We start from the raw sequence: 14,867 nt of genomic DNA on the forward strand, positions 1-14,867 counted from the left end.
AATGGCAGAAAAACACATCATCCATACCGATCGCGCTCCCGCCGCCATTGGCGCGTATTCGCAAGCCGTCCGCGTCGGCGACATCGTCTACCTGTCCGGCCAGATCCCGCTTGACCCGGCCAGCATGCAGCTGGTCGACGGTATCGAAGCCCAGGTCCATCAGGTGTTTACCAACCTGAAGGCCGTGACCGAAGCCGCCGGCGGCTCGCTCGACCATATCGTCAAACTGAATATCTTCCTTACGGATCTGGGCCATTTCGCTAAAGTGAATGAAATCATGGGCCAGTATTTCCAGCAGCCGTACCCGGCACGTGCCGCGGTCGGCGTGGCCGCGCTGCCGAAGGGCGCGCTGGTCGAGGCGGAAGGCGTAATGGCACTGTAAGCCGCCCTCTCCCGCGGCGGGCAGTTCCCTTGTCAGCAGTCTGGAGCCGAAATGCGTGCCATCCTGTTGTTCTGGCTGTTCCTGCTCGCCGCCACACCACTCCGGGCGGCGGACGCGGCCCCTGTCGCCACGACAGCCACGGCCGCCCCGCCACCGGCTACCCTGCGCATCGACAATCGCGACGTGGTGGTGTTTCGCAGCGTGCTGCTTGGCTATCCGCCTGCAGAGCGGGCCGCCGCCGCGAACTCGCGGGTCGAACAGGTTCTGGAGCGCCACCCGGACGGCAAACTGCAAACGCGCGAACTGCCGCAGGGCACGTCGATCCAGATCGATGACCGCTTCCTGTTCATGGTCGGCCCCGGCGACGCCGATGCGCTGACCGGCGAAACCCGCGCCGACGTGGTCCGCCACGCGCTGACCACCCTGAACACCCTGATGACCGAGCGGCGCGAACTGCGCTCGCCGGGCCGCTTCCTGTTTGCCCTGTTGCGCTCGGCGCTGATCCTGCTCGGTGTCGCGCTGGCGCTGACCGCCGGCGCCAGGGCCACGGCCAGCGCGCGACGGCTGGCCGAAGCCCGCCTGACCGGCAACCATTTGCTGTTCCGTACACCGTTCTGGCAACGCGCAGTGCGCGGTACGGTGCGGCTGGCCAGTGCGCTCTGGGTCCTTGCCGTGCTCTATATCGGACTGTCGATGCTGCTGTCGACCTTCCCGATCACCCGCGCCTGGGGCGAGGCCCTCGATGTGACCCTGCTCGGTTTTGCGCTGCGCATCGGTCTGGCCACCGTCGACGCCCTGCCCGGCATCGGCGTGGTGCTGGTCATCATCGTCCTGACGCGCTGGGCCGTGCAGATCGTCCACTACCTGCTGTCCCGGGTCGAAAGCGGCGAGCTGACCCTGCCCCTGTTCGATCAGGACACCGCCGGGACGACGCGCAAGCTCCTGATCGTTGCCCTGTGGCTGTTTGCGCTGGCAATGATGTATCCGTATTTCCCCGGCGCCAACACCGATGCCTTCAAGGGGCTGTCGGTGGTGATCGGCCTGATGGTGTCGCTCGGCGCATCGAGCGTGGTCGGCCAGTTCGCCAGCGGGCTGATCCTGATCTACTCGCACGCGATCCGTCCCGGTGAATACGTGTCGGTTGGCGAGATCGAAGGCACGGTCGCCAATATCGGTCTGTTCGCGACCAAGATCCACACCAATCTGCGCGAGGAAGTCAGCATTCCGAACTCGGTGCTGGTCAGCCAGAGCGTCAAGAATTTCTCCCGCCTCGCGCACGATGGCGGCGTGATCCAGCTGGTCACGCTGACCATCGGCTACGGCACGCCATGGCGCCAGGTCGAGGCAATGCTGCTGATGGCCGCCGATCGCACCAGCGGCGTGCGCCGCGACCCGAAGCCGTTCGTATTCCAGACCCGGCTGTCGGACTACTATGTCGAATACAGCCTGCGCGTGGCGCTGGACGAACCGCGTGAGCGACTGCGCATTCTCGACGAGCTGCACAGCCACATTCTCGACGTGTTCAACGAGTACGGCGTGCAGATCACCTCGCCGAACTACGAGGACGACCCGCACACGCCACAGATGGTGGCACCGGAAGACTGGTATCCGCCGCCGGCCCGCCGCCCGCCGGCCTGATCAGGCGGCCCTTGCCCTGATTCGCGCCATCCACCCCCCGCCGAACACGTTGACCACCAGCCCGACGATCAGCAGCGCACTGCCGCCCCACTGCAGCGGGCTCGGCCATTCATCAAGCAACAGTGCCGCCGTGCTCAGGCCGACCACCGGAATCAGCAGCGAGAACGGTGCCACCCGGTTGGCCGGATGGCGTGCCAGCAGACCGCTCCACAGGCTGTAGCCGAGCAGCGTCGCGCCGAATGACAGATAGGCGACGGCGGCCAGTGATTGCAGGCTAAAGCCGGCCAGCGCCGCCCACACCGTCGACGGTCCCTCGATCGCCAGCGACAGGGCAAGGAATGGCAGCGGCGGCACCAGACTCGACCACACCACCAGCGCCAGCATGTCCGGGTGGTGGCCTTCCTGCGTCATCTTGCGCACCACGATATTGGACGCCGCCCAGCAGGCCGCGGCCGCCACGGTTAACAGGAAACCGAGCAGTGTCATGCCATGGCCGTGGCTGGCACCGATCAGGGCCAGCCCGGCGCCGGCGAACAGCAGGCCGGCCAGTTGCGGCCGCGTCCAGTGCTCGCCAATCAGGCAGGCCGCCAGCACCAGGGTCAGGAAGGCCTGCGACTGCAGCACCACCGACGCCAGCCCGGCCGGCATGCCGACATACAAAGCCGAGAACAGAAAGCCGAACTGGCACAAGCCGACGGTCAGCCCGTAGGCAACCAGCCAGCGCCACGGCACTGCCGGCCGGCGAATCAGGAAGATGGCCGGCAAAGCCGCCAGGGTAAAGCGCACGCCCCCCAGCAGCAGCGGCGGCAGACCGGCCAGGCCCCACTTGATCACGACGAAGTTGACGCCCCAGACGACAACAATCAATAGCGCTTTGGCATAATCTGACAATGGCATGAAAACTCCGAAAAACAGGAAAAACTCACCAATACTCTCAAATAGTTGAACGATTTACTTCTGTTTCAATCGCCAGCAGATTGCAGCCATGGCGGCCGCTCAAACACAAGATTTTCGCCAGCCATCAAATGCGAAATGTCAATTCGTACTTCTGCGGATTGAATTTGATGCAAATTTCATCAAATATGCAGCGACGATTGATGTGCATCAACCACCGGAAGTCCGGAAAGGTCGATATTGCGCCCAATCCCAGACGCCCCGGAGTGCCTGGCATCATGTGCGCGGCAGACCCTCTTCGTCCATGCGCCATGAACGCCGTTCCGGAGCGGCGATGGCTTCCCTGCTGTGGGGAGTGCCATTGTTTTTGTGAACGACCCCGGAAAAACTGCCATGAAACTGAAATCCTTCCTGAAAAAATTCGCCCGCGACGAACGTGGTGTCAGTGCTCTGGAATACGCGATCCTGGCGGCCGTGGTTGCTGTGGCCGTGGCTGCACTTGGCCCCAAGATCTCCACACTGTACGACGACCTGTTCACCCGCGTTACGGATGCTGCAACTCCTACCACCAAACCGTAACAAGCCAGCGCAATAGCGTGATTCTGGCCACCGGACCGGTCCGCTGATGGGCTGGCTGTCACTGGTCACGGCCATTCTTTGCAGCCTGCTGCTGTTCAGACTGGCCTGGTCCGACTTGCTGCATCGCAGGCTGCCGAACTGGCTGGTTCTCATCCTGTGCCTGCTGTTTCCCTTGTCGACACTGGCCATGGGCTGGTCCCCGGCGCAGATGTTCCCACATCTGTTTGTCGCCGTGGTCACGCTGTTGTTCTGTGCCGTGCTGGTCGCCATGGGCGGCTTCGGCGGCGGTGACGCCAAGCTGGCGGCAGTAGTCATGCTGTGGGCAGGTCCGGCAGCGACCGGTACCACATTGCTGCTGATCTCCCAGGCCGGGCTGCTGCTGGCACTGGCGGGAATGGCAGCGCAGCGCAGCCTGCCCCGCCTCACTCCCGGCAGCCGGCTGCACCGCTCGCTGTCCTGTCTGGCCCCGACCCCTGGCGTACCGTACGGCATTGCACTGTCCTTCGGCGGCCTGTATGCCGTGTGGACCGTCCTCTCGACGCACCCATGATCAACGGCTGAATCTGAATGAAACTTGTACTTCGAGGCTGCCTGCTGCTGATCGCGGCGGCCGTGATTGCGCTTGTGCTGCGCACCGCCTTGCTCAATGCCAACACCCCGGCCGCCCCCGCCAGGCCGGAGCGGGTACCGGTCCGTGTCGCCGCCACCGAGCTGCCGCCGGGTCGTCTGCTGCGCGACAGCGAGATGAACTGGCAGGACATGGCCGTCAATCAGGTGCCGAAAGGTGCCATCACCCGCAACGAAACCGACAAGCTGGCCCAGCTGAAAGGTGCACTGGTGCGCCATCCGCTGGCTGCCGGCGCGCCGATCCGTCTTGAAGACGTGATCGCCGCCGACACGCCGGGCTTCCTCGCTGCCGCCCTGAAACCGGGCATGCGCGCGATCTCGGTGCCGATTACCGATGTGTCCGGCAACTCCGGCCTGATCCAGCCCGGTGACTTTATCGATCTGATCCTGACCCAGTCGATGCGCGAAGCATCGCCCGGCCAGGCGGTAGTCAGCGAAACCATCGCCACCGGCCTGCGCGTCATTGCCGTCGGCAGCACCATTGCCCGCCCCAAGGACGCCGACAGCGCCAATACCCGTGCCAGCACGGCGTCACTGGAAGTGTCGCCGCGCGCAGCCGAGATCATTACCGTCGCGGCACGCATGGGCGAACTGTCGCTGGCGCTGCGCAGCTTCGCCAACGAGGGACGCGAAGGCGCACCGACCGAGGAAATCCCGCCGGCACGCGGCATGACCTGGGCCGGCGACATCTCGCAGGCCGCCCGGGCAGCGACGCCACCACGCAGTGAGCGTGCTTCACAGCCATCGGGAGGACTCTCCACCGGCAATGCGGCGGGCGTAGTCATCCTGCGCGGGTCGAAACGCGACAACCAGACCGGCGTGCCCACCGGCCTTGCCGGGCTGCTGGTGCCCGCCCCTGCCACGGCTCCCGTGCCGCCACCGCAATGAATCGAAGCCTCGCCATGATGTATTCCCCTTCCCGTTTGCTGCTTGCCAGCCTGCTGCCCCTGTCGCCACTGCCGGCCCTGGCCGCACCGGCCGTCTCGGCCAATGCCGAACTGCTGACACTGGCGATGGGCAGTGGCGAACTGCTGCACCTGCCCGGGGCGGCAGCGACCGTCTTTATCGCCGATCCGGACATCGCCGATGTGCAGGTGCCCAGAGCCAATGCCGTGTTCGTGCTCGGCAAGAAGACCGGCACCACCACGCTGTACGCACTCGATGCCGCCGGCCGGCCGTTGCTGCAGCGGCGGATCGCGGTCCAGCACAATGTGACCGAACTGTCCCGGCTGCTGCGCCAGCGCTTCCCGGACCTGCGGCTGAAGGTTGAATCCGCGCCCGGCTCGCTGATGGTGTCCGGCGCGGTCAACAGCGCACAGGAAATCAATGCCGTCGCCCAGACCCTGCAACCATCACTGGGCAGCAAGGAGACGCTGATCAACCGGCTGACGCTGTCCAGCCCGACCCAGGTCCACCTGCGGGTGCGCATTACCGAGGTGTCACGCGATGTGGTGCAGCAGCTCGGTATCAACTGGGCGGCGATCGGTACGTCCGGCAACTCAATGTGGGGCTTTATCAGTGGCCGCAACACCTATACCGATGCCGGCAAGTTCATCCTGCCATCCGGCGGCGGCTACTCGCTGCTCGGCGGTTACAAGACCGGCAACACGTCGATCACCGGCGTGATCGACGTCCTCGACCGCGAAGGGTTGATGACGATACTGGCCGAGCCGAACCTGACCGCCGTGTCCGGCGAGACCGCCAGCTTCCTGGCCGGCGGCGAATTCCCGATCCCGGTCGCCCAGACCGGCAGCGGCAGTGGCGGCTCGGCGGCGATCACGGTCGAATTCAAGTCGTTCGGCATTGCGCTGGACTTCACTCCGACCGTGCTGGCCAACGACCGCATCAGCCTGAAAGTCAGACCGGAAGTCAGCGAACTGAGCCAGGCCAACAGCATCGTCATGAATGGCTCCACCATCCCGGGGCTGTCGATCCGCCGGGTGGAAACCACGGTCGAGCTCGGCAGCGGCCAGAGCTTCGCCATCGGCGGCCTGCTGCAGAACAATGTGCGCGACATCCTCAGCCAGTTGCCCGGTCTCGGCCAGTTACCGGTTCTCGGCAAACTGTTCTCGTCGACCGACTATCAGAACAACAAGTCCGAACTGGTAGTGATCGTCACACCGTATCTGGTGAAGCCGGCCGGTGCCGGCCAGCTGCGTTCGGCACTGGACAGCATCCGCCCGGCCAGCGATGTCGAAACCGTGCTGCAGCAGCAGATTGGCCTCGATCCGCTTGATGGCGACACGCCGCGCCTGACCGGCAATGCCGGCTTTGCCTACTGAACCGGGAGCGCCTCATGCCGAATTCTCGTTTCCCCCTGCTCCGTGTCCTCCCCCTGCTGCTGCTGACGGCCTGCGCGCCGTTTGGCACCGCCAGAATGCCGGACGCATCAATCATCCATGTCGATGCCAGCGGCCACGCCAGCGTGCCTGACTGCACACCGCTGACCCAGCGCTCATACATGTGGGACACGCTCAAATTCAGGAAACGGCCGGCAGTCGCTTTTGGCTGCGCGACCCAGCGCAATCTGGCCACGATGATTGCCGATCCGAACGATCTGCTGCGCGGCCGCGGCTACGCTGGCCAGGATGCCACCACCGCCAGCAGCGCGGTCCAGCGCTACAAGGACGGCAAGGTCACTCCGCTGCGTGATACCTCGTCAACCGACGGCCAGCAGGGCAGCAACAGTGGCGGTGGCAGCGGCGGTGGCGGAGGATCGCAATGAGCATGCTCGACATGCTGCGCCCGTCGGCCGGCAAACAGACCAGCCATGCCGAATTCGTCGCCTTTCTGGCCGACGACGAGAGCGCCGCCATCGTTCAGCGCTATGTTGCGCAGCGGATGCTGCCGCATGCGCATGTGGCACGCGGCAACGTCGACCAGGCGATTGAATTCCTGCAGAAGCTGGAACGGGCGCCGTTGCAACTGCTGATCGACGTCTCCGGCTCGGACACGCCGCTGTCGGAGCTGGCGCGGCTGGCCGATGCCTGCGAGCCGTCGGTCGAGGTCTATGTGGTCGGCGGCAAGAACGATGTCGGCCTGTATCGCAGCCTGCTGCAGCTCGGCGTGCGCGACTATCTGGTCAAGCCGCTGACGGTCGACCTGCTGATGCGCATGCTCGGCAAGTCCGAACCGCTGCAACAGGCGCGCACCGGCAAGGTCATCACCCTGCTCGGCACCCGGGGCGGTGTCGGTGTCAGCACCATCGCCACCCATCTGGGACGCTATCTGGCCAATGTCAGCCAGCGCCGGGTGGCACTGGTCGACCTGAACCTGCATGGCGGCACCGTCAATATCCTGCTCGGACTGGACAGCAATAACGGGCTGACCGATGTGCTGCAGAACGTGCAGCGGCTGGATACCCAGTACATGGAACGGACGCTGGTTGCCCACAGCAGCCGGCTGTTCGTGCTGTCGGCCGAACTCGATTTCGAGCAGGCGTTTCCACTGCGCGCCGGCGCGGCCGCCGAACTGATCAATGTGCTGAAACAGCACTTCCACTACGTGCTGGTCGATGCCCCGCCGCCTGGCCTGTGCCATGGCGAACTGACCGAGGAAGCATTGACCCAGTCCAAGGTGGTGTACGTGGTCGCCGACCGCAGCGTCCATTCGGCGCGCAATATCGCCCGGCTGGTGCGCTATGCCGGCAACCGCGAAAACGAACCGGTGGTGTCGCTGCTGCTGAACCAGCCGGCGCCGGTCAGCGCCGCCCATGTCGCCAGCGCCGACCTTGCCGACGCCTGCCGGCGCGCGGTACTGCAGGAACTGCCGTATGACGCGCTGAGCGTGGCCACCGCCGAGAATCTTGGCGAGGCCCTGGCGGCGAAATCGACCTTCGGCCTGGCCATCGCCCGGCTGGCCGACGACCTCAGCGGCACGGCACAGAAACCGCAAGTGCTGTCGCGCTGGCGTCAGTTGCTGAAACGGGGAGGCTGAGCATGTTCGGACGCAAGCAGAACGAGGCGCCGGTCGCCGCTGCACCGGCCCCGGTCTCCCGCACGGGCAGTGCCGAGCCGGCGGCCGTGCCCGAGCGGCCGGTGGCGGTCGACGACAGCGAACTGCTGGTTCGTTCGTCCGAGTTCCACACCCTGCGCAATGCGGTGTTCGCATCGATGAACGTGTCGGTTGCGGTGCTGAAGACCCGCGAGCAGGTACGCAGCGATGTGGAAAAGATCGTCTCCGACCTGATTGATCACGAGCGCATCCGCATCACCACCCAGGAGCAGGGCCAGGCCGTCGACGAGATTCTCAACGACATGTTCGGCATCGGCCCGATCGAGCCGCTGCTGGCCGATGACAGCGTGACCGATATCCTGGTCAACGGCCCGGACCAGATTTATGTCGAACGCCATGGCCGGCTGGAACTGGCACCGCAGAAGTTCCGCGACAATGCCCACGTGGTCAATGTCGCCCAGCGCATTGCCGCGTCGATCGGTCGCCGGGTCGACGAAAGCAGCCCGATGGTTGACGCCCGGCTCGCCGATGGCAGCCGGGTCAACGTGGTGCTGCCGCCGCTGGCGCTGGATGGCGCCTGCATCGCCATCCGCAAATTTTCCAAGAAGAACATCACGTTCTCGCGCATGGTCCAGCAGGGCAACCTGTCGGCACCAATGGCGAAACTGCTGGAAATCGCCAGTACCTGCCGGCTGAATGTGGTGATTTCCGGCGGTACCGGCTCCGGCAAGACCACGCTGATGAATGCGATGTCACGCACCATCAGCAGCAATGAACGCATCCTGACCATCGAGGACGCCGCCGAACTGCAGCTGCAGCAACCGCACGTGGTCCGGCTGGAAACCCGGCCGGAAAACGCCGAAGGCCTCGGCCAGATCTCGCAGCGCGACCTGGTCCGCAACGCGCTGCGGATGCGCCCCGACCGCATCATTCTCGGTGAAACCCGGGGCGCGGAAGCGTTCGACGTGTTGCAGGCAATGAACACCGGCCACGACGGCTCGATGACCACAGTCCACGCCAACACCCCGCGCGATGCCATCACCCGGCTGGAAAGCATGGTGATGATGTCGCACGGCAGCCTGCCGCTGGTATCGATCCGCCGCCAGATCGCCGGCGCCGTGCACCTGATCGTGCAGATCGAGCGCATGCGCGACGGCATGCGCCGCATTACCAGCATCACCGAAATCGCCGGCATGGAAGGCGACGTGATCATTACCCAGGACCTGTTCCAGTTCAAATACGACCCGAGCACCTATGGCGACGAGGTCAAGGGCAGTTTCGAGAGCTCGCGCATGCGTCCGGTGTTCGCCACCCGTGCGACCTACTACGGACTGGAGACAGCGCTGCTGGAGGCGATGCAGTCATGAACCCGGCCACCCTGAATCTGCTGACGCTGGCGGTGTTCATCGCCGCGCTGCTGATCGGGCTGGCCGTGGTCTGGAGCCGCGACGCGTGGCGCCAGCGCCCGCCGCAGCGCATACGCGACCGCCTGTTTGCCAGCCTGGCGGAACGCATGGTCGATACCGGCGGCAGCGATGCTCAGGGAGGCGATGCGCTGTTCAAGCGCCGTCAGCAGGATGGCCTGTTGCAGCGGCTTGCCGCCCGCTACCTGGGCCGCCTGAAAACCGTCGCCGGACCGCGCGACAGCAAGATCCTGCTCGTAGTCATCATTCTCCTTACCGTTGCCGGCATGCTGCTGGCGCCGCTGCTGCCGCTGGCGCTGTGGCAGTCGGCGCTGCTGGTCGCCGCCCTGCCGCCGCTGCTTGCCGTGCTCGGCTACCGTTTTCTGGTCGCACGCTTCAACCGCCGTTTCCTGCAGCTGTTTCCCGACGCGCTCGATCTGATCGTGCGCGCGGTGCGCGCCGGCGTGCCGGTCGCCAAGGCCATCCACAGCGCCGGCGACGAATTTGCCGCGCCGATCAGCACCGAGTTCCGGCTGATGGGTGATGCCCTGCGGCTCGGCATCGACATGCAGCAAGTGCTGGAAGACGCCGATCGCCGCATTGCCATCTCCGATTTTTCGTTCTTTGTCGTCTGCCTGCAGTTGCAGCGCGAAACCGGCGGCCAGTTGACCGAGACGCTGGAGAACCTGTCGCAGATCATCCGCACCCGGCGCGAGCTGGGTCTCAAGGCCAAGGCGCTGACGGCCGAGGGCCGTACCGCCAGCAAGGTGATCGCGGCCGTCCCGGTCTGCATTCTGGCCGCGCTGTGGATCAGCAATCCGAGCTATATCGGCGTGCTGTTCCATACCGAGAGTGGTCGCCACATCCTGTGGGCCGCCATTGCACTGGCAAGCACCGGCCTGCTGCTGATCAACCGGATGTCGAGACTGGAAACCTGAAATGGACATCAGTACTGATACCCTGATCGACCTGTTCCTGTTCGTGGTCATCTGCACGGCCGTGCTGTTCTATCTTGGCGCACGCTCCGGCGTTGGCAACCGCGTGTCCACCCGCCTGCGCACCCTGACCGAGGCCCGCCCCGGAGCCGGCAGCAGCAGTGCGAATGCCAATATGCCGCCACTGAAACGACTGCTGCGCCGGCTGGCCCGCTTTGGTGACCGGTTGCCGCTGTTCGATGCAATGCAGCGCACCCGGCTGGCCACCGTGCTGCGCCAGGCCGGGCTGCGCAGCCCGCTGGCGCTGTCCATCCTCGCCAGCGCCAAACTCGGCTGCGGCGTGGCTCTGGTTCTGCTGCTGCAGGCGACCGCACCGGACCTGCTGGGTACCACGCTGTCGATGCGCGCACTGGCCGGCATCGGCGCCTTTGTCATCGGACTGATCCTGCCCGAGTACGCACTGAAGCACCGGGTAAAGAACCGGCAGCGGCAGATCGAATCTGCACTGCCGAATGCGCTCGACCTGCTGGTGATCTGCACCAATGCCGGTTACAGCCTGGCCGCCAGCATGGGCCGCAGCGCACGCGAGCTGGAACGGGTGTGCCCGGCGCTGGCCGATGAACTCAATGTGACCACCGGCGAATTGCAGCTCAGCGGCGACAGCAATGCCGCGCTGCGCAATCTCGCCGACCGGGTCGGCACGCCCTCGGTGCGCAGTCTGGTGGCGACGCTGATCCAGGCCCAGCAGTACGGCACGCCGATTACCCAGTCGCTGCGCATGCTGGCCCGCACCGAACGCAACACCCGCATGCTGGCGCTGGAAGAAAAGGCGGCCAAACTGGCCACCAAGATCACCGTACCCATGATTCTGTTCATCCTGCCGACCGTGGTGCTGATCGCCGGCGGCCCGGCCGCGCTGAACCTGATGTCCGCTTTTGGAGGCCGCTAATGTCCCGCGCATCCCTGCTGTTCCCGTTGCTGCTTGCCACCGCACTGTCCGCTTGTGGCACCTATGCAGCTCCCTCGCGCACGGCGGCAACCAATCTGTCGTCGCCGGATGCCGACCTGCGCCTGGCGCGCAGTGCACTCGAAAGCGGTGACACCAGCATGGCGGCAACGCTGTTCGGCAAAGTGCTGGCGGGAACACCGGACTCGGCCCCGGCCCGGCTTGGCCTGGCCGACAGCCTGTTCCTGGCCAATGAGCTGGAGCAGGCGCGCCAGGCCTATGCCGCCCTGCCGCCCCATGGTGCCGAAGCGCGCGCAGCCGCCCTCGGTCTGGCCCGCATCGACCTGCGCCAGCGCCAGCCGGACGCTGCCATCCCCCGCTATCAGGCGCTGCTGGCCCAGCGCCCCGACGATGCCCAGGCACTGGCCGGCCTCGGCGTCGCCTATGACCTGAAAGGCGATCACGCCCAGGCACAGGCGACCTATCGCGCCGGCCTGGCCGTCCATCCGGCCGACATGGCCCTGCGCAACAATCTCGGCCTGTCGCTGATCCTGTCGCACCAGCCGCGCGCCGGTGCCAACATGCTGCTCGACTTGGCCAATGTCCCGTCCGCTCCGCCCCAGGGCCGGCAGAACCTGGCGCTGGCCTACGGCATGCTCGGCAATGCCGATGCGGCAGAACGCATCCTGCAGATCGACCTGCCAGACAGCCAGGTACAGGACAATCTGCGCTTCTATCGTGCCGTGCGAGCCCGGCTCGGCCAGCAGGGCAAAGGCTCGTGATCCGGCGCTGGCGCGACGACAGCGGCGCCTCAGCGCTCGAGTTCGCGCTGGTCATGCCCCTGGTGCTGATCCTGATCGTCGGTACGATCGACGTGGCCATCGCCATGCTGACCGATGGCTTTCTCGAACAAAGCGTCCGTGCCGCCTCGCGGCTCGGCCTGACTACCACTGAGCCGAGCGGCAAGTCACGTGACGACGCGATCCGCGAGATCATCCAGAACGGCGTCGGCAACTGGGTCGGCAAAGACAATGTATTGCACATCGAGACCCGAACCTACAAATCGTTCGCCAATGTCGGCCAGCCGGAACCGTGCGGCGACGATTCGTACAAGAAAACCGGTACCTGCACGGGCCCGTTCACCGATATCAATCACAATGAAACATGGGACGCGGACATGGGCGGCAGCGGTGCGGGCGGGCGCGGCGATATCGTGTCGTACCGGGTCTGGTTCGACCGGCCATCCTTTACCGGCATTCTCGGTCTGCTTGGCCGGGACCTGTACCATTTCGAACGCCGCATCGTGATACAGAACGAAACATGAAACCACTGACCCATTTCTGGCGCGATACCCGCGGGACAGCGGCGCTGGAACTGACGCTGCTGGCGCCACTGTTCATCAGTCTGCTGCTGGGGTTCTTTGAAGTCCATCAGTACCTGCGCACGCTCAGCGTCGTCGAGCGCACGGCGTTCTCGATCGGCGACATGGTCGCGCAGCGCTCCAGCCTGCGCGACAACGATTCGCCGAATGACAGCGGCAATATCGGTGTCTACTGGGAAGCTGCCGCCGTCAGCGCAGAGCCACTGGACATGAAAGCCAATGGCATGGTGGTCATTACCGTGGTCAACGATGCCGGCGGGGCCAGGCCCAAGACAGCCTGGCAGCGACAGGCCGCAGGGAGCCAGGGCTGGAAATCCGGCGCCGTCTCGCAGCTGAATGCGGCACAACCCCTGCCGCCGGGCTTTCCATTCTACGCCGGCGACAACACCGTGGTGGTCGAGGTGATGTACACGTTTACACCGTTCGAGGCACTCGCGCTGTTTCTGCCCAGGGACCAGTTGCCAAGTACGGAACTGTATCGCCGCGTCTACTTCCGCCCCCGCTTCCAGAATCTGGACACCCTGCAGAAATGACCCCTACGTCCTCTGTCCGCCGTCAGCGCGGTTCGGTCACTCTCATGTTCCTGTTCAGCATGACGTCAATCATGCTGAGCCTGCTCGCCGCCATCGACATCATGCGCTACAACCTGGTGCAATCCCGGCTGCAGAGCGCGCTGGACGCGGCCGTGCTGGCGGCAGGCCGCAACCTCGGCAATCTTGGCGATTCCCCGAGCCAGTCCTCGCAGCAGGCCTGGCGGCAGGATGCCATCGGCTATCTGAGCGCCAACATGCCCAATGGCTACCTGGGCAGCAATTACGACATCGACAAGGTCGAGATCACCGTCAGCGGCGACGCGCGCACCGGCCAGCAGATCGGCATGCGCGCCACCGCAGAGCTGCCACTACTGGTTGCCGGTTTCCTGACTACCAAGACCCTGCCGCTGGCGGCCGGCAATACCGCCATGCGACGCAGCCGCAGCGATCTGGAGCTGGTGATGGTGCTGGACAATACCGGGTCAATGGACTGGGGCGACAACAACGACTGGCCCAGCAAACCGAGCCGGCTGGATGCACTGAAAAGCGCCGCCAACACGCTGGTCGATACGCTGTTCAGTGAAAACATCCCGAACTCGAGCTTCAGCATCGGGCTGGTTCCGTTCGCCACGACCGTCAATCCCCGGGACATGAACGGCAACAAGATGACACGTCTGCTGAAGAATGGCTCAACGTCTCCACTGACGTCCTCCAGCTGGGATGGATGCCTGGTCGACCCGCGTGAGGCAGGCGGCTATCTGCCCACACCGCCCAAGGCCCAGAATCCGGCAAGCCGTCCTTTTGCCGCCTATGCCAGGATGACCAGAAATCCCTACAACTCCTCGCTTTACACGCTCAGCACGAATGGCTGCATTCAGACACCAACCACTTTTCTGACCAGCAATAAAGCCACCATCAAGAAAGGCATCAGTGCCATGACGCCCGATGGAGGCACGGTCATCCCTGCCGGTACGATGTGGGGCTGGCGCATGCTGTCACCGGACTGGCGGGGGGCCAATGGCTGGGGCAGCCCCACCCTGCCCCAGGACAGAAGCAGCTTTCTGACCAAGGCCATGATCATCATGACCGATGGCGAAAACGGAGGCATGCATACCCGGGCCAATGCCCGCTACACCCAGTTTGGCATGCCGGACCCCAGCAAACTGACGTCAACCTGGAACGGTTATACAGGCACCTACAGCCAGCTCTCGGCTTTCGAAGCAGATGAAGGCAGTGCCAGCCTGCCGCCGTATGGCCTGCTTTACAAGTACGCCAATGACAACGCCAACTCGGCACAGCAGAACGCCAATGATGCGACCTCCCTTGCCACACTCAACCGACTGCTGCTGGCAACCTGCTCGGCGGCCAAGGCAGACGGCATCAAGATCTGGACCATCACTTTCAGTAGTGGCGCCAACAATCCGGTCACCCAGAGCGCCATGCGCAGTTGTGCCAGCGAAGCCTATTACCACGCGCCCAGCAGTGCCGACCTGCAGACCATTTTCAAGAGCATCGCCGGCCAGCTGAGCGAACTGCGTCTGGTGAAGTAGGCACAACCCCAATGTCATTAACTTGATCTTGATCAAGATCAAGTC

General features: G+C 64.7%; 17 protein-coding genes. 16 read left to right on the top strand and 1 reads right to left on the bottom strand.

Annotated elements, in window-relative coordinates; translation table 11 throughout:
- Window position 1: 1 nt before the first annotated feature.
- Both DFO50_RS07170 and DFO50_RS07175 read left to right on the top strand, forming a co-directional pair.
- Window positions 2-382 (top strand): RidA family protein, encoded by a 381-nt coding sequence (locus tag DFO50_RS07170; RefSeq protein WP_028498350.1) that lies wholly within the window; start codon window positions 2-4, stop codon window positions 380-382.
- A gap of 51 nt (window positions 383-433) precedes the next feature.
- Window positions 434-2,020: a mechanosensitive ion channel family protein gene (locus DFO50_RS07175; protein WP_112692257.1), complete on the top strand. Its 1,587-nt coding sequence runs from the start codon at window positions 434-436 to the stop codon at window positions 2,018-2,020.
- Here the strand turns inward: DFO50_RS07175 and DFO50_RS07180 are convergent, their stop codons facing one another.
- The gene (locus DFO50_RS07180; RefSeq protein WP_112692258.1) at window positions 2,021-2,917 is read right to left on the bottom strand and encodes an EamA family transporter; all 897 of its coding nucleotides are present in this window, start codon (window positions 2,915-2,917) and stop codon (window positions 2,021-2,023) included.
- A gap of 88 nt (window positions 2,918-3,005) precedes the next feature.
- Here DFO50_RS07180 and DFO50_RS18815 point away from each other — a divergent pair, with 88 nt between their 5' ends.
- From DFO50_RS18815 to DFO50_RS07245, 14 genes are read left to right on the top strand one after another with little or no spacing between them, the layout of a single operon-like run.
- Window positions 3,006-3,287: a hypothetical protein gene (locus DFO50_RS18815; protein ID WP_146745024.1), complete on the top strand. Its 282-nt coding sequence runs from the start codon at window positions 3,006-3,008 to the stop codon at window positions 3,285-3,287.
- Window positions 3,288-3,307: 20 nt separating this feature from the next.
- A complete protein-coding gene (locus DFO50_RS07185) occupies window positions 3,308-3,493 on the top strand; it encodes a Flp family type IVb pilin (protein ID WP_199489763.1) in 186 nt (61 codons plus the stop codon).
- Window positions 3,494-3,539: 46 nt separating this feature from the next.
- Entirely contained in the window at window positions 3,540-4,043 is a 504-nt protein-coding gene (locus DFO50_RS07190; protein WP_107888587.1) for a prepilin peptidase, read from the top strand.
- A gap of 17 nt (window positions 4,044-4,060) precedes the next feature.
- Entirely contained in the window at window positions 4,061-5,008 is a 948-nt protein-coding gene (gene cpaB / locus DFO50_RS07195) for a Flp pilus assembly protein CpaB (protein ID WP_107888588.1), read from the top strand.
- A 14-nt stretch (window positions 5,009-5,022) separates the two neighbouring features.
- Window positions 5,023-6,402, top strand: coding sequence for a type II and III secretion system protein family protein (locus DFO50_RS07200; protein ID WP_199489764.1), 1,380 nt, complete (start codon window positions 5,023-5,025; stop codon window positions 6,400-6,402).
- A 14-nt stretch (window positions 6,403-6,416) separates the two neighbouring features.
- Window positions 6,417-6,845 (top strand): CpaD family pilus assembly lipoprotein, encoded by a 429-nt coding sequence (locus DFO50_RS07205; protein WP_199489765.1) that lies wholly within the window; start codon window positions 6,417-6,419, stop codon window positions 6,843-6,845.
- On the top strand, window positions 6,842-8,056 hold the full coding sequence (locus tag DFO50_RS07210; protein ID WP_112692259.1) for an AAA family ATPase: 1,215 nt from the start codon (window positions 6,842-6,844) through the stop codon (window positions 8,054-8,056). Before DFO50_RS07205 ends, DFO50_RS07210 begins: the two co-directional genes overlap by 4 nt.
- A gap of 2 nt (window positions 8,057-8,058) precedes the next feature.
- The gene (locus tag DFO50_RS07215; protein WP_107888590.1) at window positions 8,059-9,441 is read left to right on the top strand and encodes a CpaF family protein; all 1,383 of its coding nucleotides are present in this window, start codon (window positions 8,059-8,061) and stop codon (window positions 9,439-9,441) included.
- Complete coding sequence (locus DFO50_RS07220) at window positions 9,438-10,415, top strand: type II secretion system F family protein (protein WP_107888591.1); 978 nt, start codon at window positions 9,438-9,440, stop codon at window positions 10,413-10,415. Before DFO50_RS07215 ends, DFO50_RS07220 begins: the two co-directional genes overlap by 4 nt.
- 1 nt (window position 10,416) lies before the next feature.
- On the top strand, window positions 10,417-11,361 hold the full coding sequence (locus DFO50_RS07225; RefSeq protein ID WP_107888592.1) for a type II secretion system F family protein: 945 nt from the start codon (window positions 10,417-10,419) through the stop codon (window positions 11,359-11,361).
- Complete coding sequence (locus tag DFO50_RS07230) at window positions 11,361-12,140, top strand: lipopolysaccharide assembly protein LapB (RefSeq protein WP_107888593.1); 780 nt, start codon at window positions 11,361-11,363, stop codon at window positions 12,138-12,140. Before DFO50_RS07225 ends, DFO50_RS07230 begins: the two co-directional genes overlap by 1 nt.
- Complete coding sequence (locus DFO50_RS07235) at window positions 12,137-12,682, top strand: TadE/TadG family type IV pilus assembly protein (RefSeq protein ID WP_107888594.1); 546 nt, start codon at window positions 12,137-12,139, stop codon at window positions 12,680-12,682. The genes DFO50_RS07230 and DFO50_RS07235 overlap by 4 nt, the downstream gene beginning before the upstream one ends.
- Window positions 12,679-13,272 (top strand): TadE/TadG family type IV pilus assembly protein, encoded by a 594-nt coding sequence (locus tag DFO50_RS07240; protein WP_158537414.1) that lies wholly within the window; start codon window positions 12,679-12,681, stop codon window positions 13,270-13,272. Before DFO50_RS07235 ends, DFO50_RS07240 begins: the two co-directional genes overlap by 4 nt.
- A complete protein-coding gene (locus DFO50_RS07245) occupies window positions 13,269-14,822 on the top strand; it encodes a TadE/TadG family type IV pilus assembly protein (protein ID WP_112692260.1) in 1,554 nt (517 codons plus the stop codon). Before DFO50_RS07240 ends, DFO50_RS07245 begins: the two co-directional genes overlap by 4 nt.
- Window positions 14,823-14,867 lie beyond the last annotated feature (45 nt).

The organism is Microvirgula sp. AG722 (genome assembly GCF_003269145.1).
In the GTDB taxonomy this organism is placed as follows: domain Bacteria; phylum Pseudomonadota; class Gammaproteobacteria; order Burkholderiales; family Aquaspirillaceae; genus Microvirgula; species Microvirgula aerodenitrificans.

Bases quoted from the DNA above. Each gene is read 5' to 3' on its own strand.
- DFO50_RS07170 (WP_028498350.1), top strand. From the start codon at position 2: ATGGCAGAAAAACACATCATCCATACCGATCGCGCTCCCGCCGCCATT.
- DFO50_RS07175 (WP_112692257.1), top strand. From the start codon at position 434: ATGCGTGCCATCCTGTTGTTCTGGCTGTTCCTGCTCGCCGCCACACCA.
- DFO50_RS07180 (WP_112692258.1), bottom strand. From the start codon at position 2,917: ATGCCATTGTCAGATTATGCCAAAGCGCTATTGATTGTTGTCGTCTGG.
- DFO50_RS18815 (WP_146745024.1), top strand. From the start codon at position 3,006: ATGGCGGCCGCTCAAACACAAGATTTTCGCCAGCCATCAAATGCGAAA.
- DFO50_RS07185 (WP_199489763.1), top strand. From the start codon at position 3,308: ATGAAACTGAAATCCTTCCTGAAAAAATTCGCCCGCGACGAACGTGGT.
- DFO50_RS07190 (WP_107888587.1), top strand. From the start codon at position 3,540: ATGGGCTGGCTGTCACTGGTCACGGCCATTCTTTGCAGCCTGCTGCTG.
- cpaB (WP_107888588.1), top strand. From the start codon at position 4,061: ATGAAACTTGTACTTCGAGGCTGCCTGCTGCTGATCGCGGCGGCCGTG.
- DFO50_RS07200 (WP_199489764.1), top strand. From the start codon at position 5,023: ATGATGTATTCCCCTTCCCGTTTGCTGCTTGCCAGCCTGCTGCCCCTG.
- DFO50_RS07205 (WP_199489765.1), top strand. From the start codon at position 6,417: ATGCCGAATTCTCGTTTCCCCCTGCTCCGTGTCCTCCCCCTGCTGCTG.
- DFO50_RS07210 (WP_112692259.1), top strand. From the start codon at position 6,842: ATGAGCATGCTCGACATGCTGCGCCCGTCGGCCGGCAAACAGACCAGC.
- DFO50_RS07215 (WP_107888590.1), top strand. From the start codon at position 8,059: ATGTTCGGACGCAAGCAGAACGAGGCGCCGGTCGCCGCTGCACCGGCC.
- DFO50_RS07220 (WP_107888591.1), top strand. From the start codon at position 9,438: ATGAACCCGGCCACCCTGAATCTGCTGACGCTGGCGGTGTTCATCGCC.
- DFO50_RS07225 (WP_107888592.1), top strand. From the start codon at position 10,417: ATGGACATCAGTACTGATACCCTGATCGACCTGTTCCTGTTCGTGGTC.
- DFO50_RS07230 (WP_107888593.1), top strand. From the start codon at position 11,361: ATGTCCCGCGCATCCCTGCTGTTCCCGTTGCTGCTTGCCACCGCACTG.
- DFO50_RS07240 (WP_158537414.1), top strand. From the start codon at position 12,679: ATGAAACCACTGACCCATTTCTGGCGCGATACCCGCGGGACAGCGGCG.
- DFO50_RS07245 (WP_112692260.1), top strand. From the start codon at position 13,269: ATGACCCCTACGTCCTCTGTCCGCCGTCAGCGCGGTTCGGTCACTCTC.